Genomic DNA, 20,104 nt, shown 5'->3' on the forward strand with positions numbered 1-20,104 from the left:
GCCCCGTCACCCGGGTGTCGTCAGCGCGCGGCCAGTTCCCAGACGGCGACGAGCACGCCGGCGCTCGCGGTGAGCGCGGCGATGCTGGTCAGCGGCCAGCGGGCGCGTTCCAGGGCGTCGAGCCGGGCCTCGTGGTCGGCCAGCTGTTTGTCGGTCTGGTCGCTGCGCTGGACGAGCAGCGCGAGCGAGCCGTCGACGCGGGCGAAGCCGGCCTCCAGGGTGCCGCGGAGGCGTTCCAGTTCGAGGGCGACGGCGACGGGGTCGTTCGGGTCAGACTCGGTCATCGGCACCGCCGGGGGAGCTGCGCAGCCAGGACGGCAGCAGGTGCTGTACCGCGTCGAGGGCCATCACCCGGGTCAGTCCGCCGGCGACGGCCAGCGCCCCGGCGACCCAGGGGAGGGTCGCGGGGACGCCGGAGGCGTCGACGATCGCGGGGAGCACGACGGCGATGCCGACGGCGGACTGGAGGACGGTGCGGGCCGTGCGCTTGGCGGCATCGGACATCGGGGGTCTCCTCTCGTGCGGGCTACTTCGTGTACGGGACCTTCAGCGCGCTCCAGGAGGCGGCGCCGGGGATGCCGTCGGCGTCGGAGCCGCGGAAGCCGAGCTTGTGCTGCCACTTGGCGTAGCTGAGCCGGTCGGCCTCGCCCCAGCGGGGGCTCGGGCCGACGGTGTACGCGGAGCAGCCCTCGGCGACGAGGCGGCGGCCCATCGCCGTGATGACCGGGGAGCTCGTCTCCTTGCGGAAGAACGAGGTGCCCGGGAAGGGGTGGAGGCGGGGGGCGGCCGGCTTTCCGGCGCCGGGCCCGCCGCTCCCCGGGGTGTTCTTGGCGGGTGCCTTGGCGAGGCGGGCCTGGACGCGGTCGCGCATCGTCGGCATGCCGAAGCCCTTGGGGTCGCTCTTCCAGTCGGACCACTCCAGGTGGCCGATGACGGAGCGGGCGCCCCAGCCGTGGGCCCGGCAGAGGGCGGTGGAGACCCGTTCGATCGCGTCGAGCTGGGCGGCCGGCCAGGGGTCGGCGCCGTTGCCGAGGTTGATGCACTCGAAGCCGTAGAAGCGGGAGTTCCCGTCGACGGCGTTCGGGCTGCCCTGGTGGGCGCGGGGGGTCGGCGGCCGGTCGCCGTACGTCTCGCTGATCACGGCCTGGAGGACGGACGGGTCGCCGCCGCCGGCGTGGTTGGCGCGGCCGTTGGCGACGAGGTGGACGGTGCCGTCCTTGGCGATGACGCCGTGGCAGAGCGGTCCGGGCAGGCCTTCGTAGCCGTTGAAGCAGAGCTCGACGGAGGAGGCGGTGCCGGTGGAGACGGTGTGGTGGATCATCACGCCGGTGACGGGGCCCCAGGCGCCGGTGTGGTTGCGGTTGTGGGTGCGCCAGCCGGGGTGTTCGACGACGGTGACGCCTTCGGCGCGGAGTGCGGCGAGGAGCCGGTCCGCGGGCAGGGGAGTGGCCATCTGGTGTCCTCCGGACATGAAGAAGGCCCGCACTCGGGCGGGCGGACGTACGGGTCGGGCGTTCGTACGGGTGGGGCGGGGCCGCGGCTACGGGGCGGGGCTGGGCTCCGCGTCCTTGGGCGCTTCGGCGGTGGCCTCCGGGGCGTCGGCCGCTTCGGGGGCGGCCTGCGGGTCCTTGGGCGTTTCGGTGCCGGGCTGCTCCGGGACGGGTTCCGGGGTCGGCTCGGGGGTCGGCTCGGGAGTGGGCTCCGGCGTGGGGGCCGGGTCCGGCGTCGGGTCCGGGGCCGGCGGTGCCCAGGTGGCGCAGAGCGCGGCGTAGGCCGCCCGGCGGGTCTCGAAGTCGGCGAGCGCGGCGGCGACGGCGTCGCGTACGGCCTCCGGGCTCGGGCCGACCGGCCGGCCGCCCTGCGCGTTGAGGATGACGAGCCCGCTGCCGCGCAGCGCGGAGCCGGCCGCGCCGGCCTCGCCGAGCTGGGCGGTCACGTAGACCTGCGGGTACTCGCCGGTCATCGGGTCCACCTCCAGCGCGCCGCCGAGCGTGGTGTCGTAGATGCGGACGTCGAGCGTGTGGCCGCCGTCGGTGACGGTGGCGCGGCCTGCGTAGTCGATGGCCACGCCCCAGGGCTGTGCCGGGTCGATGATCATGCGGGTGTTCCTCTCCATGGGGGCGGGACGGCTCAGCTCTGGGTGCCGTACATCAGGACCGGCTTGGCGTAGACGGTGCCGGAGGCACTGGTGACCCGGGCCTGGATCTCGATCTTGGCGGTGGTGCCGAAACGCGTCGTGATGTCGCTGACGATCGCGTCGGTGACGTCGAACTGGCTGCCGGCGGCGACGGTCCCGCCGAACTGGGTGGCGCCGTCGATGATCACCTTCACCTCGCCGGTCGCGCCCGCGCTGACGCGGGTCTCCATCAGCAGGCGCATCCGCGGCTGCCAGACCGGGTTGTACGAGCGGGCGATCGTCGCCCAGTTGTTCAGGGAACCGGTCGCCGGCCAGTTCACGGAGGCGAGGTCCTGCGGCGGCAGCATCGCGAGCCAGGGCCGGGCGAGGCCGCCGGCGCCGATGTCGTCGGAGAAGACCTCGTGGCCGTACGCGTCGTAGAACCGCAGCACCTGCTTGGTCGTGTCGCTGCCGCTGCCGTTGTACAGGGCGATGGCCAGCTCGCCGGTCTGGCGGCGCACCGCCACCCCGTACTCGCTCTTCTCCGGGTCGGCGTCCCACTTGCCGACCTGGAGGACGGAGGTGCCGTTCGGCAGCTTGACGTTGAGGGCGCCGTCGGTGACCTCGTTCATGGCGGGCCGGGTGTTGACCGCGGTGGACAGCGCCTGGATCCGGCGCTCCATCTGGGTCAGCCGGTCGATGATGTCCTCGGGCAGCTGGGGCATCAGGCCTCCTCAAGGTAGAGCTCGGCGGTGTCGGGGCGGCCGCGCTCCGGCGGCCTGACCTTGACGCCGACGATGCGGTAGCGGGCGTCGAGGCCGGGGGTGTGCCACTCGTCGGTGATCCGGATCCGGGCGGAGCGGCCGAGCAGCGCCGGCGGCACGACCCCGCCGAGCCGGATGGTGATCTCGGGGATGACGACGGCGCCGGCGGCCTGGGCGAGCTCGTTCTCGGCCATCTTCTCCAGGGTGGCCTGGGAGGTGATCTCGTTGTGGTCCGAGGACAGGTCGATCCGCGGCCAGCCGCCCTTGATCAGCGGGGATTCCTTCTCGCCCGAGTACAGCGGCCGGGACTCGGCGGCGGCGTTGGAGTTGATCGACGCGCCGCGCGCCATGGAGGTGGTGCCACCGCGGGTCGCGTCGCGCGGGAAGGAGTACGACAGGATCGTGCCGGGCCGGTCGAAGACCAGGTCGGTGGCGCCGGTACGGATCTTGGGCGCGCCGAGCCGGAGCTGGCGGATCCGTCGTCCGTCGACCGGGTCCCGGTAGACCATGATCTGGTGCTCGAAGCCCTCGTCGAGGGAGGCGAGCTGTTCGAGCGCCTCCGAGTAGAGGGTTTCGTCGCCCTTGCGCCAGCTCGCGGTCCGCTTGGTCGTGGAGACCTCCTCCCCGTACTCGACACGGATCTTGCCGCCGTTGGCCTTCTGGAGCTCCTTCCAGAGCGTCCGGGCGATCTCCAGCTGGTCGGTGGGCGTCGTGACGTCGATCTTCGTACGGATGCGGCGGCGGGCGGCGTACGAGTCGAAGGTCGCGGCCTGGATGGAGAGCGTCATCACCCCGCGCTCGCTGCTCTGCAGGGTGCTGGTCCAGATGATGCCGCCCCACCACAGGTCGCCGCCGCGCTCCAGGTAGACCGCGGTGCGGCCCTCCTCGACCTGGCGGACGCGCTCGGCGATCGCCCGGTCGGGGATGGGGATGGTGCCGGAGAGGGAGCCGGCCTTGCCGATGTAGTCGTCGAACTGGACGTCCCGCAGGGGCAGGATGTCGATGGTCTGGTCCGAGAGCAGATCGCAGAAGATCGCCCGGTAGGGAGTGTCGAGTGCCATCGCGTTCCTCCCTTACAGGATGTAGGTGGCGGAGACGTTCAGTCCCCCGGTGTTGGCGAGGGTGCCGTTGGCGCTCCAGTCGCGCAGGGTGACCGGCGAGTTGGTGTAGGTGTAGAAGGTGGCGGTGCCGGAGCCCACGGAGTTGGAGGCCACGGCGTCGAACGTCGTGCCCGGGTTCCAGCCCGCGGGCAGGGTGGCGAGGGGGAAGTCGGAGATGCCGCCGCTCGCGCTGGCGACGATGTCCGCACCGGCGCGGGTGACGCTGAGGCGCACCGTGACGACGCCGTCGCGGGTGCGGCGGGCCCAGAACGACGACACGCTCCAGCCGGGCTGCGCGACGGCGCCGGTGGTGATCGTCTCGTGGTCGTACGGCGCGTGGTAGTTCACCCAGGAGGTGCCGTTCCAGCGCTGGAGGACACCGCTCGCCTCGCGGAACTGTCCGGCGTAACTGCCCGTGGGCAGAGAGCCGTTGGGGGCGATGCCGCCGATCTCCCGGGGGTACGCGACCCAGCCGGTGCCGTCCCAGCGCTGGAGGAAGTGCGTGTTGTCGTTGTCCTGGTACTGCCCCGGGTAGGCGCCGGGCACGGCCGCGTTGTTGTAGACGGGCAGGATGCCGCCGACGCCGGCCGTCGTGACGCGCAGGTCGGTGACGATGCCGGTCGCCGACCAGAGGATGCCGTTGCTGCCGGCGGAGGTGCCGGCCGCCACCTTGACGCTGAACAGGGGGAGGGAGACCGGGGGCGCCGCGGGGACCGCGGGGACGGCCGACGGGGTGCCCTTGACGATCTCGATGGCGGCCTCGCTCCGCCGCGAGCTGTCGTACTGGTCGTCGTACACGCGGAGGACGACGAGGTCGAGCCGGTCGTTCAGCGGGTCGCCGTCGGCGAAGGTGACGACGGTGTCCTGGTCGAGCGTGACGGGGTAGGCGCCCTGGGCGGCGGGGCCCTGGATGACCGCCCGGCCCGCGTAGACGGTGGCGGTCATCGGGCCGTTGCCGCTCAGCCACAGACCGCCGACGCGGTACTTGCCGTCATTGGTGCCGGGCAGGATGCCGGAGCGGGCGGTGAGCGGAGTGGCCGGGGTGGTGGCACCGACGGCGATGTGGCGGGTGCCCTGGCGGGTCTGTCCCGTGGGGGCGAGCCAACCGGTGTGCAAGGTCATGGGTTCTCCCGGAGAGAGGGGGGGCGGACGGCGGTTACGCCAGCGGGTCGACGCGGATGAACGTGTTGTCGAAACCGGCCTTGAGCCCCAGGGTGTTGGCGAGGATCCGGAAGTACGCGGTGAGCGTGTAGGTCGTGCCGGGCGTCAGGTTGGAGATCCGGCGCGTGGTGGAGGCCGAGATCGTGGTGGTGCTGGCGACGATGGTCGCGTGCTCGTCGTCGAGGTCCTGGACGACCGTGGCGCCCGATGTGAGCTTGAGCGCCATGAAGCAGTAGTGGTCGTCACGGGACTTCATGCGGCCGCCGAAGCTGACGATGACCTTCGACGTCGTGGCGGTGAAGGAGACCGCGAGCGGGTTCGTGGCCCGCGCCGCGAGCGTCGGGGTGTACGTGGTCGACGCGGTGTCCCCGTAGTCGGAGTTGTCGACGAAGGCCGGGCCCGGCACCGCCGGCGCCCACGCCGTGCCGTTCCACCGCTGGAGCACGCCGCTCGCGGTGTCCCGGTACTGGCCCGTGTAGCTGGCGACGTTGACCGCGCCGGCCGGGGCGATGCCGCCCAGCGCGGACGGGTACGGCACCCAGGCGCTGCCGTCCCAGCGCTGGAGGGCGCCGCCGGAGTCCTGGTACTGGCCCGGGTAGGCGCCGGGGAAGACCGGGCCCTCGACCGGGAGGATGCCGCCGAGGGAGACGATCGGGGTGCGCAGGTCCTTGAGGGAGGTCGCCCACGGGATGCCGCCGTTGCCGGCGCTGACGGTGGCCGGGACGGTCACCTCGTACAGCGCGAGGGTGCGCGGCGGGACGGCCGGGGCCTGCGGAGTCGGGGCGGGGACGCCCTTGATGATCTCGACCTTCGCCTCGTTGCGGTTCGAGGAGTCGTAGAGGTTGTCGTAGATCCGGACGACGATCAGGTCGATGCGGCCGTACTGGGCGTCGCCCGGTTCGAAGGTGACGACCACGGAGGTCGGCAGGGTCACCGGGTAGACGCCCTGGGAGATCTCGCCCTGGACGACGGCCCGGCCCTCGGAGACGGTCGCCGTCATGGCGGAGGTGCCGGTCGTCCAGAAGCCGGACAGCCGGTACTGGCCGGAGTACGAGCCCGGCAGGACGCCGGACCGGACCTGGACGGGGTTGGCCAGCGTCGTCACGCCGGTCTGGGTGAGGCGGGTGTCCTCGCGGGTCTGGCCGGTCTCGGCGACCCAGCTGCTGCGCAGGTTCATGGGGTTTCTCCGTTCGAGGAGGGGAAGGACGGTTCAGCGGTCGGGGGCGTCAGGACTTGACCCATTCGGCGGAGAGGTTGCAGGCGTAGCCCGAGCCGCCGAGGGTCTTGATCGCCGCGGTGTGGTTGTGGAAGCCGGAGAGCTGGAGGGTCTCGCCGGCGACCAGCCGGAGCAGGCCGCTCCCGCCCACGGAAATGGCGCCGTTGCCGGCGGGGATGAGCCAGGTCAGCCGGGACTGGCCGACACCGCCGACCATGACGCGGGCGCCGCGCATGCCGGTCTGGGACTCGTTGGCCCAGGTGGCGTGTCCGGAGACCCGCCACCAGCCGGTGCGCGGCACGACGTAGGTGGTGTTCGTGGTCCAGGCGGCGGCGTCGTCGATCTCGACGGTGGGCAGGCTGAGCACGGTCCAGGTGTTGGGGGCGACGCTCTGCGCCTGGGCGGTCTGCCACTGCGTGGCGCTGAACAGCACGGTCGAGGCGCCTTCGACGTACTGCCAGGAGGAACCGTTCCAGCGCTGGAGTCCGCCGCCGTTGTCCCGGTACTGGCCGGTGTAGCCGCCGGCGGCCGTGGTGCTCGGGGCGATGCCGCCGATGGGCTTGGGGTACGAGACCCAGGTCGTCCCGTCCCAGCGCTGGAGGAGCCCGGCGGTGTCGCGGTACTGGCCGACGTACGCGCCCTTGAAGCCGCTGGCGGGCAGGATGCCGCCGAGCGCCACGACCGGCCAGTGCATGACGGTGACGGCCGAGGTGCTCCACAGGATGCCGCCGGCGCCGGCGGAGATGCCCTTCGGCACCAGGACCGTGTAGAGCGGGATCGTGCTGCCCGGTCCGCTCGCCGGGGCGGCGGGGGAGGCGGCGGGGGTGCCCTTGACCAGGCGGACCACCGCCTCCGTGACACCGGTGCGGTCGTAGGCGTCGTCGACGACCGCGAGCTCGATCAGGTCGATCCGGTCGTACATCGGGTCGCCGTCGGCGATGGTGAGGAGCTCCGGGGAGGTGACGGCGACGAGGTAGGCACCCTGGGCGGTGTCCTTGCCCTGGACGATCGCCCGGCCGGTGCCGATGGAGCACTGCATGGGCGAGCTGCCGGTCAGGACGAAACCGCCCGGCAGGATGCCCGGCCGCGAGCGCAGCGGGGTCTCCTCGGCGCTCTGGCCACTGGGGGTGAGCAGGGCGGCGAGGGCGAGCCGGGTGTCCTCGCGGGTCTGGCCGGTGGTCTGGAGCCAAGCGGCGCGTACGGTCATGGGTCACCTCTCCGTGACGGTCGGGGCGGCGGGATCAGGGGTGGGATCGGGTGGCCGGGGATCGGTGGCCGGAGGCCTGAGATCGGGTGGCCGGGGTCGGCTGCCGGGATCGGCGCCGGGGCGGCGGCCGGACCGGAGGCCGGGGGTCAGCGGTGGCGCGTCACCATTCGGCGCTGCGCCAGCGGACCGTCATCTGGGCGTCCGGGGTGGCCGAGTCGGGCCGGAAGGACAGTTCGGTACGGCCCGGTTCGAGTGCGAACAGCTCCTCCGGGTTGGAGTCGGCCATCGCGGTGTGCCGTCGCGACGCGGAGTTGTTGAGCATGACCGTGCCCGCGCCGGTGTCGACGACGAGTTCGTCGCCGGCGGCCAGGTCGATCGCGTACCGCAGCCGGCGGCGGGTGGTCCGCTCGGTGACGGTGGGGACGGAGCACGGGCCGCGGAAGACGATCACCGGATGGCAGGCGGCGGAGCCGGTGTTCACGGCGACGGCGTCACCGGTGCTCTTGGCCTCGCCCCAGGTGAGCGGCCATGTGAGGGGCCATTCGAGACCCCGCTCGGGCTGCGGGGCCGTCGTGCTGACCATCTGCTCGGTGACGCCGTACCGGCGGGGGTCGGACGCCAGCCACTGGACCGACATGCGCGAGCTGCCCTGGGTGGCGAAGCCCTGGTCGGCGGGGACGACGCGCTGGGCGATCCGGGCGCGGACGGCGAGCAGCTCGCCGTGCAGCCGGACGGTGAGCCAGCGCTCCTCGTCGAGGAGGGCGAGCGCCTGGCGCAGCGCGCGGATGGCCTCGGAGGCGAGGTCGTACTCCGGCATCAGCACGATCGTGCCGCCGACCTTGCGCGGCTTGGCGAACCGGGAGCCCGGCCAGGCTCCGTGGGAGGTCGGCCGGTCGGCATCGGAGGAGTCGTACTCGGGCAGGTCTTCCCAGCCGGAGAGGCCGGACTTGTCGACGGCGAACGGCGTGCCGGGGCCGATGAGCAGCCCGGCCCACTGGATCTGCCCGTCCTGGGTGATCAGCGAGCCGGGCGCGAGGTCGGCGGTGTAGGTGTTTCCGGCGTATGCGGTGGTGGTCTCGGCCATGGCGGCCGTCACCTCACTTCTGATGGGAGGTCGGCGGGGTGTGTCAGGGGCGGGCGGTCGCTCGCGGGCGGGCCGTCGCCCGGCGGTGCGGGCGGGCGGTCAACGGCGGACGGCCGATCCGCAGGCGAGCGGTCAGCCGTGGGCGGCCGCGAGGAAGAGCAGGTCCTCGGCGGTCGACCGGGGGCCGGCGCCCGGCGCCTCGTGGAACTCCCGGACGCGGTGCGGCTGCCGGGGCGCCTCGGTGAGGGCCGGGACGCGGCGGTTCTCCAGCTGGGAGAGCGAGTCGATGCGGTACTCGTCCGCGTCGCCGCCCGGGAAGACGATGCCGCCGTCGGCGAGCATCGGGATCTTGTCGAGGTCGACGCCGAACTTCTTGCCGGTGAAGGGGATCTCGAAGCTGAGCTTGTTGAGACCGTCGATGATCCAGTTGACGAAGGCGATCAGGCCGTTGATCGGTCCCTTGACGACCCCGATCACGGTGCTCAGGGCGCCTTCGATCAGGTCGCCGATCCCGCGCAGGGCCCCGGAGACCGCGTCCTTCGCGGTCCGGAAGAAGCCGGGGACGGACTCGGTGATCCAGGAGACGACCGGCCGTACGGCGTTCTTGATGCCGTCCATCGCGCCGGAGGCGATCCCGCGCAGCGCGTTCCACGCCGAGGAGACGGCGGACTCGAGCTTCGTGATGCCGCCGATGACGGCGCCGATGCCCGTGATCACTCCGGTGATCAGGGCCAGGTACCCCTCGAAGTAGGTCCCGATCGCCGTCCCGATCAGCTCCACGAACGGGGCGAGGAACGCCCAGATCTCCTCGATGACCGCGAAGGCGTGCTCGAAGACCTGCTCCATGATCCGCTGGCCGGTCTCGGAGTTCAGTGCGAACTCGATGATGGCCGCCGCGATCGGCACGATGATGCCGACGACGAAGCCGAGCGGGTTGGCCCGCATGGCGACGTTGATGGCGGTCATGGCGACGGAGGCGACGGTCATGACGGTGCCGAAGGTGCCCATCAGGCCGGTGATGACGTCGGCGACGGGGAGCATCGGGAGCAGCAGGGCGAGGATCCCGCCGACGCCGGTGCCGATCTTGCCCGCGGCGGTACGGGCCTTGCCGGCCGCGGTGCCGATCCGCTTGATGCGGTCGGGTGCGGTGGACCGGCGGATCCTGTCGACGGAGCCGGCGGCGCCGGCCGCGCCCTGGCCGAGGGGCTTCAGGGTCGTCCCGGCGTTGCGGGCCATGGTGTGGAGGCCGCCGAGCCCCCTCGAGGCCTGCTGGATGCCCTGCTTGAGCTGCTTGAGGGAGCCGCCCGCCGAACCGATTCCCCGCAGCAGGTTGTCGACCGGTCCGACGGCCCCGCGGAAGTTCGGCATGGCTGCGACCGCACTCATCCGCGTGCCTTCGCCAGGTACATCAGGGCGTCGGCCGTGGACTGCGGGTCACTGCCGCGGGCGGCGTGGTAGTGCTCGATGTGCAGTCCGGCGCCGTCCCGGCCGGCCTGCGGTCCCGCGGCGGTGCGGGCGCGCTGTGCGGTGAGGGCGAGCAGCCGGTCCAGCTTGGAGAGCGGGAGGACGGCCTCGGCCTCGCCGGCCTCGGCGAGGATCGCCGGGACACCGCCGTGGCGGGGCATGACGACACCGCCGGTGGCGAGCATGGGGATGGTCGGCAGGTTGACGCCGAAGGTCTTGCCGCCGACGATCGGGACCCAGCCGGGGACGCTGACCTTGACGCGGTTGAGGCTGCCGATCATCGAGTTGATGAGGCCGATGACGGAGTTGATCGGGCCCTTCACGCCGCTCTTGATGCCGTCGAACGCCCGGGACGCGATGTCCTTGAGCCCGTTCCAGATGTCCGACATCTTGTCCTTGACGGCGGTGAACGCCTTCGGGATCGTGGTCTTGATCCAGTCGACGACCGGCGTGATGACGGCCTTGATGCCGTTCCAGACCCCGCTGATGATGCTCTTGATCGCGTTCATCACCGTGGTGATGACCGTCTTCCAGATGTTCACGTAGGTCTTGATGACCGTGGCGACGGCCTTGACGACGGTGGAGATGGCGGTCTTGATGCCGTTCCAGACCGTCTTGATCAGGTCGCCGGCCTTTTTCATGATCGGGCCGATGGCCTTCATGACGGCGCTGATGACGGTCTTGATGGCGTCGAACGCCTTCTTCATGACCGTCTGCATCGTCTTCGAGCGCATCGCCATCTCGACGATCTTCTCGATGAGCGGCATGAAGAGTTCGAGGAGCCGGGCGAGGATGTTGCCCTTCATGGACTTGTTGAGCTTGTCCTGGCCCTTGGCGGCCTTGCCGGCGCCCGACTCGTACTTGCCGAGCTTGCCGCCGGCGGACTGAGCGGTGTCGCCGGCCTTCTTCATGGCGCGTTCGGCCTGGTCCGACGCGGTCTTCAGGTTCTTGAGCTGGCCGGTGGAGCCCTGGGCGTTGGTGCGCAGGTTCTTCAGGTGGCCGGAGGCCGCCTTGCCGGCGTCGCCGACCTTCTTGACCGAGGTGCCGGCGCCGGACGCCTGGGTCTTGAGGTTGCCGAGGGCCGTGGACGCGTTCTTGAGGTTTCTGACGAGAGACATGGGTGTTCCTCCTTTCGTGGTGACGTGGGATCAGGGATTGGTGGCGCCGCCGAGCTCTGCGTTGATGCTGCTGACCTCCCGGGCGAAGTCGCGCATCTTCTGGGCGAGGGTCCCGGTCTTCTCGGCGAGTCGCTGGGCGGCGTCGGCCGCCTGCCCCAAGGTCCCCGCCTTCGGGACCTTGTCCACGTCGAGGCCGGTCATGGCGATCTTGAGCTTCCCGATGCCGTCGGCGAACCTGGCCGTCTTCTTGGGGTCCGAGTTCTTCACGGCGCCGTTGATCTTGCCCATGCCGCTGGCGACCAGGGGCATCGCCTGGTGGTCGACGTTCGCGACGGCTTCGGCGACGGCCTTGACGCCCTTCGCGGCCTTGGTGGCCTTGCTCTCGGTCGGCAGCTTCTTGAAGTGCGTGACGAAGTCGGGGGCGTGCCTGTTGAACGTCTCCAGGTGCGGGTTCAGCAGCATGAGCTGGTTGCGCAGGGCGTCGAAGTTGGCGTTCGCCGGGAGGTCGGCGATGCCGCCGCCGGCGACGCCGTTCCGCTCGTTCTGGATGTCCGTGAAGTTCCGCCGGCCGAAGCTGCCGTCGGGGCGCATGCCGACCGTCTGGTTGTTGGCGTTCCTGCCGGCGTGCCACTTCTGCAGCTGGAAGACCAGGAGGGCACCGATCGCGATCATGAGGAGGGGGACGATGATGCCGCCGAGGGCGACGATGCCGGCGATGATGGCGGCCCCGATGCCCCCCTCGATGCCCTTCTTGATGATCTCGGCCACCGGTCCGAGGCCCAGCTTCTCCATGACCTGTTCCCAGGTGGGCTTGACGACCTCCTCGGCGACCTTGTCCTGCTGTGCCTTGAGGTCCTCGATCAGCTTGTTGACGGGTGCCAGCTGCTGCTTCATCCATTCGGTCGTGGGCAGCGGGGCGTGGTCGATCTTCGAGAGGTAGTGCCGGAGTCCGGCTATCTGGATCGAGAGATCCTCGGTCGTTACTTCTGCCATGAGTTGCTCCGCTTCCGGCCGGTGACGGCCAAGCGCCGAAAAGCCCCCGCCGGTTCCGGCAGGGGCTCGTTCGTCTGGGCAGCAGGGCGGCTAGGCGTCCTCGTCCCGGCGGGGTCCGCGGCGCGCCGTCGCGAGGGCGTCGTTCCAGCCGGCCGTGTACGCGACGGTCTCGCGGCGGGACACCTCGGCGTACAGCGTGCCGAGCAGCGCTCTCTTGTCGAGGGCGACGGGTCCGTCGAGGAGCTGGCGGAGGCGGTCCTGGAGAGGGATCTGCGGTCGCGATGCCTCGGCCTGCTGGGTCATGGACGCCTGCCTTCCGGTTGCTTGCCCGTGCGTGTGTGGCGGCGCCGCGGACTGAGGAGCGGGGGCACCACGTGTGTTCGAACTGTTGTGCGAACAGAGTGTGGAGCATCTGTTCGATGTTTGTCGAGCGGGAAACGACTGACGGCGTGTCTCCTCCGGCGTTCCCCCTACGGGTTGGCCCTTGATCTGTTCATGCGTTCGACCGGGTAACCTGGAGGACGCATTCCTGGGGCCGACCACTTCGGGGCGCGAGGGGCGCGAGGGGCGCGCGGGGACCCCAGGGGGCTGGAAGGCAGCACTGACGCATGGAAACGGAGCCGGGCGCCAATCGGGGGGAGCGGGTAGTCGACTGGCTCGACGCCCACCCAGATCTGCCCCACCTTTTCGCCTACCTTTCGGAGCTCGTCCACCTTGCCGGGTACGCGCCCGACGAACTCGTCGTGATCCCGCGGGCCGAGATCGACCGACGGGAGACCGCCGCCTTCACCGCCGGCTGGGCCGAGGCGGTGTCGGACGAACTCCCCCGTATCCGCAGGGAGTACGAGAAGCGGGTCGCCGACGCCTACGCGCAGGGACAGGGTGACGCGCGGGGAATCCGCCGCCCCCAGCGCCGTACGGACGTCGGCCAGGAGGGCGCCAGGGTCATCGCGCTGCCCTTCGCCCGGCTCCTCGAACCCCCCGCGGCCGTCGTCGAGGCCGAGGAGCGCGTCCGCAAGGAGCGCGAGCTGTTCGACCAGCGCGCCGAGCCCGAACCGGAGCACCGCACGGGACCCGAACCGGACGCGGAACCCGAGGTCCTGCTGACCGCCCAGGAGAGCCGTACCCGCCGGAACGCCCAGCCGGTACGGAAGGTCGTCCGCGGCAAGGGCGGGCGCCCGATCGTCCCGCCGCTCGCCGGGGTGCCGATCCAGCCCGGCGTGGCCGCTGACCGCCGCGAACCGGAACCCGACCCGGAGCCCGACCCGGCCGTACCGGAGTCGCGCGCGAGCAAGGGGCGCCGGCTGTCCGACCGGGCCAGGGCCCTGGCGGAGGACATGGCCGCCGAGCGAGCACAGGAAGCGCCCCCGGAGCCCACTCCCTGACGGGAGGGGGCTCCGGGGGCCGCGGGATCACCCGAAGAACCGGGCGAGGGCGTGGGGGGACGTGGCGTCGTCCGCCCCGGCGGGCGTGTTCCGCCCGCCCTGTTCCGTGCCCTGCCGGCCCTCGTCCTCATCCTCGTCCGCGTTTCCCGGACGGGGGACGGGCTTCGGTGCCTCGGGCGCATCGCCGTCCTCGCCCACGTTGACGCAGGCGAACATCCAGTTGGCGACGGCGAGATGGTCCACCGTGGCCGCCAGCAGATGGTCGGTGACCGACCACTCGGCGGCCTCGCCGTGGAGCTCGCGCTGGACGGCGCTGTCCTGCGGCAGGTGTTTGATCAGCGCCAGGACCCGACGGCTGGAGAGCTCGCCGCGGTGCCAGTCGAGCAGATCGGTGGCGTAGTAGCGGAGGAAGTCCGCCTCAAGGGCCTCGGCGTGTTCTTCGACGAACTCGACGAGGCTCAGTCTTCCCCCAGGCCGAGCCCGGTCTCCTTGCCGTAGGCCTCCAGGATGGCGGCGATGTCCTGCACGGTGACGTCGTGGTGCTCGAAGCGCGCGAACTGTTCCTCACCCATCAGGAGTGCGAGCAGGCCGTCCACGTCGTTGTCGTCGAGCTTCCGCAGCGCCTTGGCGGTGGCGCGGCTCAGCTCGGTGGGCAGGGTGTAGCTCTCGCCGTCCAGCTCGAAGGACCAGGCGCGGCCGTGGGCCTCCTGTCGCTGGGCGCGGGCGGCGTTGACGTCGAAACGGGCCATGGTGATGCGTACTCCTTGTTCGAGTGAGTGAAGAGGAGAGGGGTGGGGCGGGACGGCGGTCCGCCGTCCCGCCCCGGGTGGAGAAGGATCAGACGGTCGCGGAGTACTGGCTGTCCTTCATGAGGAAGGTCGCCAGCGGCTTGCCGTCGCCCTTCGACATGGCGGAGAAGGTGACACCCAGCTGGGAGGCCGCCTTGCGGGCCAGCTTGATGTCGTCGGAGGCGGTGACCTGGCCGCGCGGGATGATGAAGCGGTACGTGACCGCGGTCGTGCCACCGGCCTTCACGTCGGTGAACTCCAGGCCGAGGGCGCGCACGTCGGCGAACGGACGCTCGGCGATCTCGTAGCGGTAGGTGTCGACCGCCGGGGTCGGCTCCGCCTTGACGGCGCCGCCGCCCATGAAGAAGGGCAGCGTGTCCTCGTTGAACTGGAGCATCGAGAACTTCAGCGAGAGGTCACGGCTCGAGTAGATGTAGTGCACCGGGGAGACCGACTGCCACGAGTCGATGGCCTCCAGCTTGTCCTTCTTCGAGAAGGTGACGCCGTCGCCGGTGGTGAAGCCCAGGTCCTTCCAGCCCGCACCGGTCCAGTCGACGGCGGTGTCGGTGCCGAAGGTGGCCGGGGCGGTCGTGCCGGCGTCGGCCACGTAGAGCTTGCCGGTACCTGCGACGCGGATCTCGGCAGAGTTGTTTCCAGCCATGGTGGTGTTTCTCCTTGGGTTGGTCGGGTTGCTCGGGTTGAGAGGGCGACCGTTCCCGGACATCCGGTCCGGGTACGGCAAAGGCCCCGCCGGACGGCGAGGCCTGGTCTGTGGGGTGAGCGTCCGTCAGGGAGCCGGGCGGGCTCAGAAGACGCTCAGGGAGAGGCGGATCACGCAGAGGTAGCGGTTGGCGCCCCGGTAGAGGTAGTCGGGCAGCCAGCGCGGCCCGTCCTGCTCCTCGACGTCGTGGACGACGTTGTTGGCGCCGAGGTGCTTGCCGATGGTGGCGAGCAGCGCCCGCCGGGCCGCGTTGGCGAGGACGTGGGCGGCGGTCTTGCTCGGCCCGTACACCTCGAACTCGATCAGCGGCATGTCGACGTGCTGGTCGCCGATCCAGGCGCCGCCGCGGCGGTTCACCAGGACGGCGCTCGTCGTGCCGTCGAAGCCGGCGGGCGCGTTGACCGCGATCGTGGCGCCGGCCAGGGCGGGGTCGGCCTTGAGGACGTCGACGACCAGCTTCTCGACGTCCGGGAAAGCACTCGGGGGAGTGGTCATGACGGTTCTCCTCGGGAGAGGGGAGGGAGGGCGGGACGGGTGTGCCGCCCGGGGAGGGCGGGACGGGTGCCGCCCGGGGCGCTCCGACGGGAGGGGGCGGGGCGCGGCAGCGCACCCGGACGGCGGACGGCGGAGCCGCGTCCCGTCCTGCGGGCGCAGCTCCGCCGCTGCACCAACTGTGACAGCGATCGTGCGCGCACGCAACTAGAACGGGGAACGGATCCGCCGCGGCCGGGGGACACCTCCCTCGATAGGTTGGCCGCCACCGAACCGAGGGAGCCGCCCGTGTCCGCCGACCGCCCCCGCCTGCTCTACGTCACCGACCTGACCTACCCGGCCAAGGGGCGGCGCTACGGCGACGAGGACGTCCACCTCACCGCCCGGCTGCGCGCCGACTTCGACCTCGCCCTCTGCCACCCGCTCGACGCCGCCGCCCTCATGGAGGGCTTCGACGCCGTCGTCGTCCGCAACAGCGGCCCCGTCCTCGCCTACCAGAAGGAGTACGAGGCCTTCCGCGAGCGCGCCCGGGCCCTCGGCACCCGCGTCTACAACCCCCTCCACGGGCGCGGCGACATGGCCGGAAAGCAGTACCTGCTCGACCTCACCGCCGCCGGGTACCCCGTCATCCCCACCGCCGACCGCCCCGAGGACCTCCACCGGCTGCCCGCCGCCGCGGAGTACGCGGTCAAGCCCAAGGCCGGCGCCGACTCCATAGGCCTGCGCTTCGTGGCGTACGAGGAGCTCGCCGCCCTCCCGTACGGCGAGCTCCTCGTCCAGCCCCGCATCGACTTCCGGTACGAGGTCTCCTTCTACTTCGTCGACGACCTCTTCCAGTACGCCCTCTACGCCCCCGACCCCGAGCGCCGCTGGGTCCTGGAGCCGTACGAACCGACCGCGGAGGACCTCGGCTTCGCCCGCCGGTTCGTCGACTGGAACACCCTCGACCACGGCATCCAGCGCGTCGACGCCTGCCGCACCCCGGAGGGCGGGCTGCTCCTCGTCGAGCTGGAGGACCTCAACCCGTACCTCTCCCTCGACCGCGTCGCCGAGCCGGTGCGCGAGCGCTTCGCCGACGCCCTGGTCGGCTCCCTCCGCGCCTTCCTCGCGAGGCGTGAGGGCGTGACGGCATGACGGCATGACGAAGCGCCCCGATTCCGGATCCGGAATCGGGGCGCTTCGGTGACGAACGATCGGAACGATCAGGCGGTACGGGTACGGCGGCGGGCCAGCCGCTCCGCGGCGAAGACGTCCTCCAGGCGGAAGAGCTGCGCGCGGCCCGCCTTGCCCGCGGCCCGCAGATGACCCAGCTGGACCCACTTGCGGATCGTCGCGGGGGCGACCCCGGCCTCCTCGGCGGCGAGCGGCCCGGGGATCAGCGCGGGCAGCGCGGGCAGTCCGGCCATCGCGGGCATCGCGGGCATCGCGGGCGAGCTCAGCATGAGGTCTCCTTCGTGTCGTCCATCGCCGCTTCGATCTCCTCGGTACGGGTCCCCGAGGCCTCCGTCAGTTCCCCCCACGCGCTCTCCGGCCACAGGTGCCGGTACGCCGGGTCGTCCTGACAGCCGCACGCCGCGTCCGTGCACACGCACGCCGGGTTCACGCACAGCACCGCGCGCCGGTCGGGGAACGCCCGCAGCGACACCGAGTCGCACCACGGGCAGCGCCCCGAGACCCGGACGATCGTCTCCGAGTCGCCCAGCGTCCTGGCGCACCGGCGGGCCATCCGCCGGATCTCGTCCCGGACGTGCCGGGCGAGGACCGGGTGGCCGGCGACGGCGTCGAGCAGCCCGACGATCCGCCGCAGCCGCTCGATCACCCCGGCGCGGCGCGGCCGCGGCAGGCCGAGCCGGGCGCAGACCGCCTCCTCCAGCTCCACCACGCCGTCGGTGATGTCCCGGATGGCGTCGGAGATGTGGAGCCGGATCGGGGCGGCGCCGTGCCCGGGAACGGAGAGGCCGTGCCGCTGTTCGAGGAGCAGCGCCTCGCGCCGCTCCTCGCGGATCAGCTCGTCGCGGCCGGGGTGCGGGGCGGTGGGGGCGGTCCCTGCGGGGGAGCGGCGACCGGGGGCCAGCTCCTCGGCGAGCTCGGGGAACTGCCGTACGAGGGAGGCGGTCCAGAGGGCGATGTCCCGCAGCACGAGCTCGACGGTGCTCGCGCTGTTCAGGTTGCTCGCGCCGCTCGGCGTGCTCGGCGTGCTCGGGCTGTTCGGCGAGCTCGTGCCGCTCGGCGTGTGCGCGCTGCTCGGCGTGCGCCCGCTGCTCGGCGTGCTCGTGCCGCTGTCGGTGAGGTCAGCCACGGCGGCGGCTCCCCGCCATGGCGACCGCCTTCGCGACGCGCTGCGCGTCCGCCGCGCGGCCGTTGCGCCACAGGCGGCCCGCGCAGACGCCGTCGAAGTAGCTCTCGGCGGGGGCCACGGCCGCCTCGCACTCGCGGCGGACGGGGCAGTCGGCGCAGGCGCGGAGCGCCGGGGCCGCGTCCTTGGGCCGGCGGGCGAAGACGACGGACGGGGAGAGGCCGGCGCACGCGGCGGAGGCCTGCCAGGGGGACGGGTCGGTCGGGAACAAGAGGTTTCTCCACGGTCCGGGGCCACCGGGGCGTCCATGGGGCCGGTGGGGCTTCTGGGGCTCAGGGGGCCGACGAGTGCGGCGATGAGCAGCCTTACACGTTGCGTGCGAGCGCGCAACAAACTTGTGGGGATGTCCCGACCGGGTCTTCATCGATTCGACACGATTGCGTGCCCGAAAGCACGTAATTCTGTGCGCGCAAGCACGCTAAGGTAGATATCCGGAGGGTGGGGAGTAAGGGAGCGGTACACATGACCAGTCAAGGGCTCGACGAATTCGCGGGCTGGGTCGAAGGCCTGATGAGGGCGCGCGGGTACGACATCGACAGTCCCCGGGGCGGCGGGAAGTCCCGTATCGCCGACGAGGCCGGGGTGCACCGCGCCGCCGTGACCCGTCTGCTCCAGCGGCAGAGCATGCCCGACCTGGAGACGATGCGCCGGATCGCCCCGCTCCTCGGGGTCTCCGTCCGGGACATGCTGATCCGGTCCGGCCGGGTCACCCCCGAGGAGCTGCCGCTCGCGGCGGACCTGCTGCCGCCCAACGACTGGCAGCCGACCATGGAGGACTTCGCCCGCTGGCTCGGCGTGCCCGACGAGCGCCTGGGCGTCTTCGTCAAGGTCGTGAACCAGTTCCTGGAGCCCGACGAGGAGGGCCTGGACGACGCCGCCGCCGTCGAGGCGAGGCGCACCGCGCGCGACTGACCGCCGCCCGCCGGACGGTCCCGGGTGCCGGGTCCGTCCCGGCACCCCTTCTCCGGGCGGCCCCCGGGGTGATCCCCGGGGTGATCCGGCACGCCCCGACGCGCCCGGAGCTCCGTGCGCGTGGGCATTTGTTTTGACCGGAGTCCATGCGATAGGTACGCTCATGCCTTGTGCCTGGGGTGTGCCTGGGCTCGCGTGCGTGTCTTCCGCCGCACGGCGAGTCCGCGAAACGGCCACCGTGATCCGCGCCTTTTCCGCCTTTCGGCGGAGGTCCGCGAGATTCGACACACCCGACCGCGTGGGTCGGTGAGTGTTCCAGGTTAGTTACACCGACGGCACACAGAAACCGGAGAAGTAGTGCCTACGATCCAGCAGCTGGTCCGTAAGGGCCGGCAGGACAAGGTCGAGAAGAACAAGACGCCCGCACTTGAGGGTTCCCCTCAGCGTCGTGGCGTCTGCACGCGTGTGTTCACGACCACCCCGAAGAAGCCGAACTCGGCCCTCCGTAAGGTCGCGCGTGTGCGTCTGACCTCGGGCATCGAGGTCACGGCCTACATCCCGGGTGAGGGCCACAACCTGCAGGAGCACTCCATCGTGCTCGTGCGCGGTGGCCGTGTGAAGGACCTGCCGGGTGTTCGCTACAAGATCATCCGCGGTTCCCTCGACACGCAGGGCGTCAAGAACCGTAAGCAGGCTCGCAGCCGCTACGGCGCCAAGAAGGAGAAGTAAGAATGCCTCGTAAGGGCCCCGCCCCGAAGCGCCCGGTCATCATCGACCCGGTCTACAGCTCTCCTCTTGTCACCTCGCTGATCAACAAGATCCTGCTGGACGGCAAGCGTTCCACCGCCGAGCGCATCGTGTACGGCGCCATGGAGGGTCTTCGTGAGAAGACCGGCCAGGACCCGGTCATCACGCTGAAGCGCGCTCTCGAGAACGTCAAGCCGTCCCTCGAGGTCAAGTCCCGCCGTGTCGGTGGCGCCACCTACCAGGTGCCGATCGAGGTCAAGCCCGGTCGCGCCTCCACCCTCGCGCTGCGCTGGCTCGTCGGTTACTCCCGCGCCCGTCGCGAGAAGACCATGACCGAGCGCCTCCTGAACGAGCTCCTCGACGCCTCGAACGGCCTCGGAGCTGCGGTCAAGAAGCGTGAGGACACGCACAAGATGGCCGAGTCCAACAAGGCCTTCGCGCACTACCGCTGGTAGTCGCAACCCACATCGAGACCGAGAG

At 71.4% G+C, this 20,104-nt stretch carries 26 protein-coding genes; 5 read left to right on the top strand and 21 right to left on the bottom strand.

The window, feature by feature from the left end:
* Nucleotides 1-20: 20 nt before the first annotated feature.
* The 14 genes from ACZ6K0_RS02570 to ACZ6K0_RS02635 all read right to left on the bottom strand — a co-directional run bounded on the left by ACZ6K0_RS02570 (nucleotide 21) and on the right by ACZ6K0_RS02635 (nucleotide 12,526).
* A complete protein-coding gene (locus tag ACZ6K0_RS02570; RefSeq protein WP_376408612.1) occupies nucleotides 21-284 on the bottom strand; it encodes a hypothetical protein in 264 nt (87 codons plus the stop codon).
* Complete coding sequence (locus ACZ6K0_RS02575; RefSeq protein WP_362253242.1) at nucleotides 271-504, bottom strand: hypothetical protein; 234 nt, start codon at nucleotides 502-504, stop codon at nucleotides 271-273. The genes ACZ6K0_RS02570 and ACZ6K0_RS02575 overlap by 14 nt, the downstream gene beginning before the upstream one ends.
* Nucleotides 505-526: 22 nt before the next feature.
* The gene (locus ACZ6K0_RS02580) at nucleotides 527-1,453 is read right to left on the bottom strand and encodes a peptidoglycan-binding protein (protein WP_376408609.1); all 927 of its coding nucleotides are present in this window, start codon (nucleotides 1,451-1,453) and stop codon (nucleotides 527-529) included.
* Nucleotides 1,454-1,540: 87 nt separating this feature from the next.
* Entirely contained in the window at nucleotides 1,541-2,098 is a 558-nt protein-coding gene (locus tag ACZ6K0_RS02585; RefSeq protein WP_469229375.1) for an ATP-binding protein, read from the bottom strand.
* A gap of 32 nt (nucleotides 2,099-2,130) precedes the next feature.
* Complete coding sequence (locus ACZ6K0_RS02590) at nucleotides 2,131-2,841, bottom strand: hypothetical protein (RefSeq protein ID WP_376408604.1); 711 nt, start codon at nucleotides 2,839-2,841, stop codon at nucleotides 2,131-2,133.
* Nucleotides 2,841-3,941: a hypothetical protein gene (locus tag ACZ6K0_RS02595; protein ID WP_376408601.1), complete on the bottom strand. Its 1,101-nt coding sequence runs from the start codon at nucleotides 3,939-3,941 to the stop codon at nucleotides 2,841-2,843. The genes ACZ6K0_RS02590 and ACZ6K0_RS02595 overlap by 1 nt, the downstream gene beginning before the upstream one ends.
* Before the next feature lie 12 nt (nucleotides 3,942-3,953).
* Nucleotides 3,954-5,102, bottom strand: a complete 1,149-nt coding sequence (locus tag ACZ6K0_RS02600) for a hypothetical protein (protein ID WP_469229377.1) — start codon at nucleotides 5,100-5,102, stop codon at nucleotides 3,954-3,956.
* 34 nt (nucleotides 5,103-5,136) lie between these two features.
* The gene (locus ACZ6K0_RS02605; RefSeq protein ID WP_469229379.1) at nucleotides 5,137-6,318 is read right to left on the bottom strand and encodes a hypothetical protein; all 1,182 of its coding nucleotides are present in this window, start codon (nucleotides 6,316-6,318) and stop codon (nucleotides 5,137-5,139) included.
* Nucleotides 6,319-6,367: 49 nt separating this feature from the next.
* A complete protein-coding gene (locus tag ACZ6K0_RS02610; protein ID WP_376408592.1) occupies nucleotides 6,368-7,564 on the bottom strand; it encodes a hypothetical protein in 1,197 nt (398 codons plus the stop codon).
* Nucleotides 7,565-7,724: 160 nt separating this feature from the next.
* Nucleotides 7,725-8,648 (bottom strand): phage distal tail protein, encoded by a 924-nt coding sequence (locus ACZ6K0_RS02615; RefSeq protein ID WP_469229381.1) that lies wholly within the window; start codon nucleotides 8,646-8,648, stop codon nucleotides 7,725-7,727.
* 132 nt (nucleotides 8,649-8,780) lie between these two features.
* Complete coding sequence (locus ACZ6K0_RS02620) at nucleotides 8,781-10,034, bottom strand: phage tail protein (RefSeq protein WP_376408586.1); 1,254 nt, start codon at nucleotides 10,032-10,034, stop codon at nucleotides 8,781-8,783.
* Nucleotides 10,031-11,230: a phage tail protein gene (locus ACZ6K0_RS02625; RefSeq protein WP_376408583.1), complete on the bottom strand. Its 1,200-nt coding sequence runs from the start codon at nucleotides 11,228-11,230 to the stop codon at nucleotides 10,031-10,033. The genes ACZ6K0_RS02620 and ACZ6K0_RS02625 overlap by 4 nt, the downstream gene beginning before the upstream one ends.
* Nucleotides 11,231-11,260: 30 nt before the next feature.
* The gene (locus tag ACZ6K0_RS02630) at nucleotides 11,261-12,223 is read right to left on the bottom strand and encodes a hypothetical protein (protein ID WP_469229384.1); all 963 of its coding nucleotides are present in this window, start codon (nucleotides 12,221-12,223) and stop codon (nucleotides 11,261-11,263) included.
* A 90-nt stretch (nucleotides 12,224-12,313) separates the two neighbouring features.
* Nucleotides 12,314-12,526, bottom strand: a complete 213-nt coding sequence (locus tag ACZ6K0_RS02635) for a hypothetical protein (protein ID WP_469229385.1) — start codon at nucleotides 12,524-12,526, stop codon at nucleotides 12,314-12,316.
* Between the two features lie 305 nt (nucleotides 12,527-12,831).
* Between ACZ6K0_RS02635 and ACZ6K0_RS02640 the strand changes: the two genes are divergently transcribed.
* A complete protein-coding gene (locus ACZ6K0_RS02640; protein ID WP_469229387.1) occupies nucleotides 12,832-13,608 on the top strand; it encodes a hypothetical protein in 777 nt (258 codons plus the stop codon).
* 27 nt (nucleotides 13,609-13,635) lie between these two features.
* Here ACZ6K0_RS02640 and ACZ6K0_RS02645 read toward each other — a convergent pair whose 3' ends face one another.
* The 4 genes from ACZ6K0_RS02645 to ACZ6K0_RS02660 all read right to left on the bottom strand — a co-directional run bounded on the left by ACZ6K0_RS02645 (nucleotide 13,636) and on the right by ACZ6K0_RS02660 (nucleotide 15,612).
* Entirely contained in the window at nucleotides 13,636-13,851 is a 216-nt protein-coding gene (locus tag ACZ6K0_RS02645) for a hypothetical protein (RefSeq protein WP_376408571.1), read from the bottom strand.
* Nucleotides 13,852-14,066: 215 nt separating this feature from the next.
* Nucleotides 14,067-14,357: a hypothetical protein gene (locus tag ACZ6K0_RS02650; protein ID WP_376408568.1), complete on the bottom strand. Its 291-nt coding sequence runs from the start codon at nucleotides 14,355-14,357 to the stop codon at nucleotides 14,067-14,069.
* 88 nt (nucleotides 14,358-14,445) lie between these two features.
* A complete protein-coding gene (locus ACZ6K0_RS02655) occupies nucleotides 14,446-15,057 on the bottom strand; it encodes a phage tail tube protein (RefSeq protein ID WP_376412940.1) in 612 nt (203 codons plus the stop codon).
* Between the two features lie 144 nt (nucleotides 15,058-15,201).
* Nucleotides 15,202-15,612, bottom strand: coding sequence for a hypothetical protein (locus tag ACZ6K0_RS02660; RefSeq protein ID WP_376412943.1), 411 nt, complete (start codon nucleotides 15,610-15,612; stop codon nucleotides 15,202-15,204).
* 285 nt (nucleotides 15,613-15,897) lie between these two features.
* Here ACZ6K0_RS02660 and ACZ6K0_RS02665 point away from each other — a divergent pair, with 285 nt between their 5' ends.
* Nucleotides 15,898-16,743 (top strand): ATP-grasp domain-containing protein, encoded by an 846-nt coding sequence (locus ACZ6K0_RS02665; RefSeq protein ID WP_469229392.1) that lies wholly within the window; start codon nucleotides 15,898-15,900, stop codon nucleotides 16,741-16,743.
* Nucleotides 16,744-16,811: 68 nt separating this feature from the next.
* Here ACZ6K0_RS02665 and ACZ6K0_RS02670 read toward each other — a convergent pair whose 3' ends face one another.
* The 3 genes from ACZ6K0_RS02670 to ACZ6K0_RS02680 form a co-directional block, all read right to left on the bottom strand.
* Entirely contained in the window at nucleotides 16,812-17,015 is a 204-nt protein-coding gene (locus ACZ6K0_RS02670) for a MerR family transcriptional regulator (protein ID WP_376413040.1), read from the bottom strand.
* Between the two features lie 29 nt (nucleotides 17,016-17,044).
* Nucleotides 17,045-17,776: a hypothetical protein gene (locus tag ACZ6K0_RS02675; RefSeq protein WP_376413043.1), complete on the bottom strand. Its 732-nt coding sequence runs from the start codon at nucleotides 17,774-17,776 to the stop codon at nucleotides 17,045-17,047.
* Nucleotides 17,777-17,900: 124 nt separating this feature from the next.
* On the bottom strand, nucleotides 17,901-18,176 hold the full coding sequence (locus tag ACZ6K0_RS02680; protein ID WP_125744776.1) for a WhiB family transcriptional regulator: 276 nt from the start codon (nucleotides 18,174-18,176) through the stop codon (nucleotides 17,901-17,903).
* A gap of 251 nt (nucleotides 18,177-18,427) precedes the next feature.
* Here ACZ6K0_RS02680 and ACZ6K0_RS02685 point away from each other — a divergent pair, with 251 nt between their 5' ends.
* The 3 genes from ACZ6K0_RS02685 (at nucleotide 18,428) to rpsG (ending at nucleotide 20,079) form a co-directional block, all read left to right on the top strand.
* Nucleotides 18,428-18,877 carry a helix-turn-helix domain-containing protein gene (locus tag ACZ6K0_RS02685; protein ID WP_376412949.1) on the top strand — a complete coding sequence of 150 codons (450 nt, stop codon included), beginning with the start codon at nucleotides 18,428-18,430 and terminating at the stop codon, nucleotides 18,875-18,877.
* Nucleotides 18,878-19,234: 357 nt separating this feature from the next.
* Complete coding sequence (gene rpsL / locus ACZ6K0_RS02690; RefSeq protein WP_003948652.1) at nucleotides 19,235-19,606, top strand: 30S ribosomal protein S12; 372 nt, start codon at nucleotides 19,235-19,237, stop codon at nucleotides 19,604-19,606.
* 2 nt (nucleotides 19,607-19,608) lie between these two features.
* A complete protein-coding gene (rpsG, locus tag ACZ6K0_RS02695) occupies nucleotides 19,609-20,079 on the top strand; it encodes a 30S ribosomal protein S7 (protein WP_024755400.1) in 471 nt (156 codons plus the stop codon).
* The last annotated feature ends 25 nt before the right edge of the window (nucleotides 20,080-20,104 follow it).

This window comes from Streptomyces sp. NPDC042346 (genome assembly GCF_055581845.1).

Bases quoted from the DNA above. Each gene is read 5' to 3' on its own strand.
- ACZ6K0_RS02630 (WP_469229384.1), bottom strand. From the start codon at position 12,223: ATGGCAGAAGTAACGACCGAGGATCTCTCGATCCAGATAGCCGGACTC.
- ACZ6K0_RS02615 (WP_469229381.1), bottom strand. From the start codon at position 8,648: ATGGCCGAGACCACCACCGCATACGCCGGAAACACCTACACCGCCGAC.
- ACZ6K0_RS02660 (WP_376412943.1), bottom strand. From the start codon at position 15,612: ATGACCACTCCCCCGAGTGCTTTCCCGGACGTCGAGAAGCTGGTCGTC.
- ACZ6K0_RS02655 (WP_376412940.1), bottom strand. From the start codon at position 15,057: ATGGCTGGAAACAACTCTGCCGAGATCCGCGTCGCAGGTACCGGCAAG.
- ACZ6K0_RS02650 (WP_376408568.1), bottom strand. From the start codon at position 14,357: ATGGCCCGTTTCGACGTCAACGCCGCCCGCGCCCAGCGACAGGAGGCC.
- ACZ6K0_RS02670 (WP_376413040.1), bottom strand. From the start codon at position 17,015: ATGGCCGGACTGCCCGCGCTGCCCGCGCTGATCCCCGGGCCGCTCGCC.
- ACZ6K0_RS02580 (WP_376408609.1), bottom strand. From the start codon at position 1,453: ATGGCCACTCCCCTGCCCGCGGACCGGCTCCTCGCCGCACTCCGCGCC.
- ACZ6K0_RS02610 (WP_376408592.1), bottom strand. From the start codon at position 7,564: ATGACCGTACGCGCCGCTTGGCTCCAGACCACCGGCCAGACCCGCGAG.
- ACZ6K0_RS02570 (WP_376408612.1), bottom strand. From the start codon at position 284: ATGACCGAGTCTGACCCGAACGACCCCGTCGCCGTCGCCCTCGAACTG.
- ACZ6K0_RS02590 (WP_376408604.1), bottom strand. From the start codon at position 2,841: ATGCCCCAGCTGCCCGAGGACATCATCGACCGGCTGACCCAGATGGAG.
- ACZ6K0_RS02625 (WP_376408583.1), bottom strand. From the start codon at position 11,230: ATGTCTCTCGTCAGAAACCTCAAGAACGCGTCCACGGCCCTCGGCAAC.
- ACZ6K0_RS02640 (WP_469229387.1), top strand. From the start codon at position 12,832: ATGGAAACGGAGCCGGGCGCCAATCGGGGGGAGCGGGTAGTCGACTGG.
- ACZ6K0_RS02620 (WP_376408586.1), bottom strand. From the start codon at position 10,034: ATGAGTGCGGTCGCAGCCATGCCGAACTTCCGCGGGGCCGTCGGACCG.
- rpsG (WP_024755400.1), top strand. From the start codon at position 19,609: ATGCCTCGTAAGGGCCCCGCCCCGAAGCGCCCGGTCATCATCGACCCG.
- ACZ6K0_RS02585 (WP_469229375.1), bottom strand. From the start codon at position 2,098: ATGATCATCGACCCGGCACAGCCCTGGGGCGTGGCCATCGACTACGCA.
- ACZ6K0_RS02600 (WP_469229377.1), bottom strand. From the start codon at position 5,102: ATGACCTTGCACACCGGTTGGCTCGCCCCCACGGGACAGACCCGCCAG.
- ACZ6K0_RS02595 (WP_376408601.1), bottom strand. From the start codon at position 3,941: ATGGCACTCGACACTCCCTACCGGGCGATCTTCTGCGATCTGCTCTCG.
- ACZ6K0_RS02685 (WP_376412949.1), top strand. From the start codon at position 18,428: ATGACCAGTCAAGGGCTCGACGAATTCGCGGGCTGGGTCGAAGGCCTG.
- ACZ6K0_RS02575 (WP_362253242.1), bottom strand. From the start codon at position 504: ATGTCCGATGCCGCCAAGCGCACGGCCCGCACCGTCCTCCAGTCCGCC.
- ACZ6K0_RS02605 (WP_469229379.1), bottom strand. From the start codon at position 6,318: ATGAACCTGCGCAGCAGCTGGGTCGCCGAGACCGGCCAGACCCGCGAG.
- ACZ6K0_RS02635 (WP_469229385.1), bottom strand. From the start codon at position 12,526: ATGACCCAGCAGGCCGAGGCATCGCGACCGCAGATCCCTCTCCAGGAC.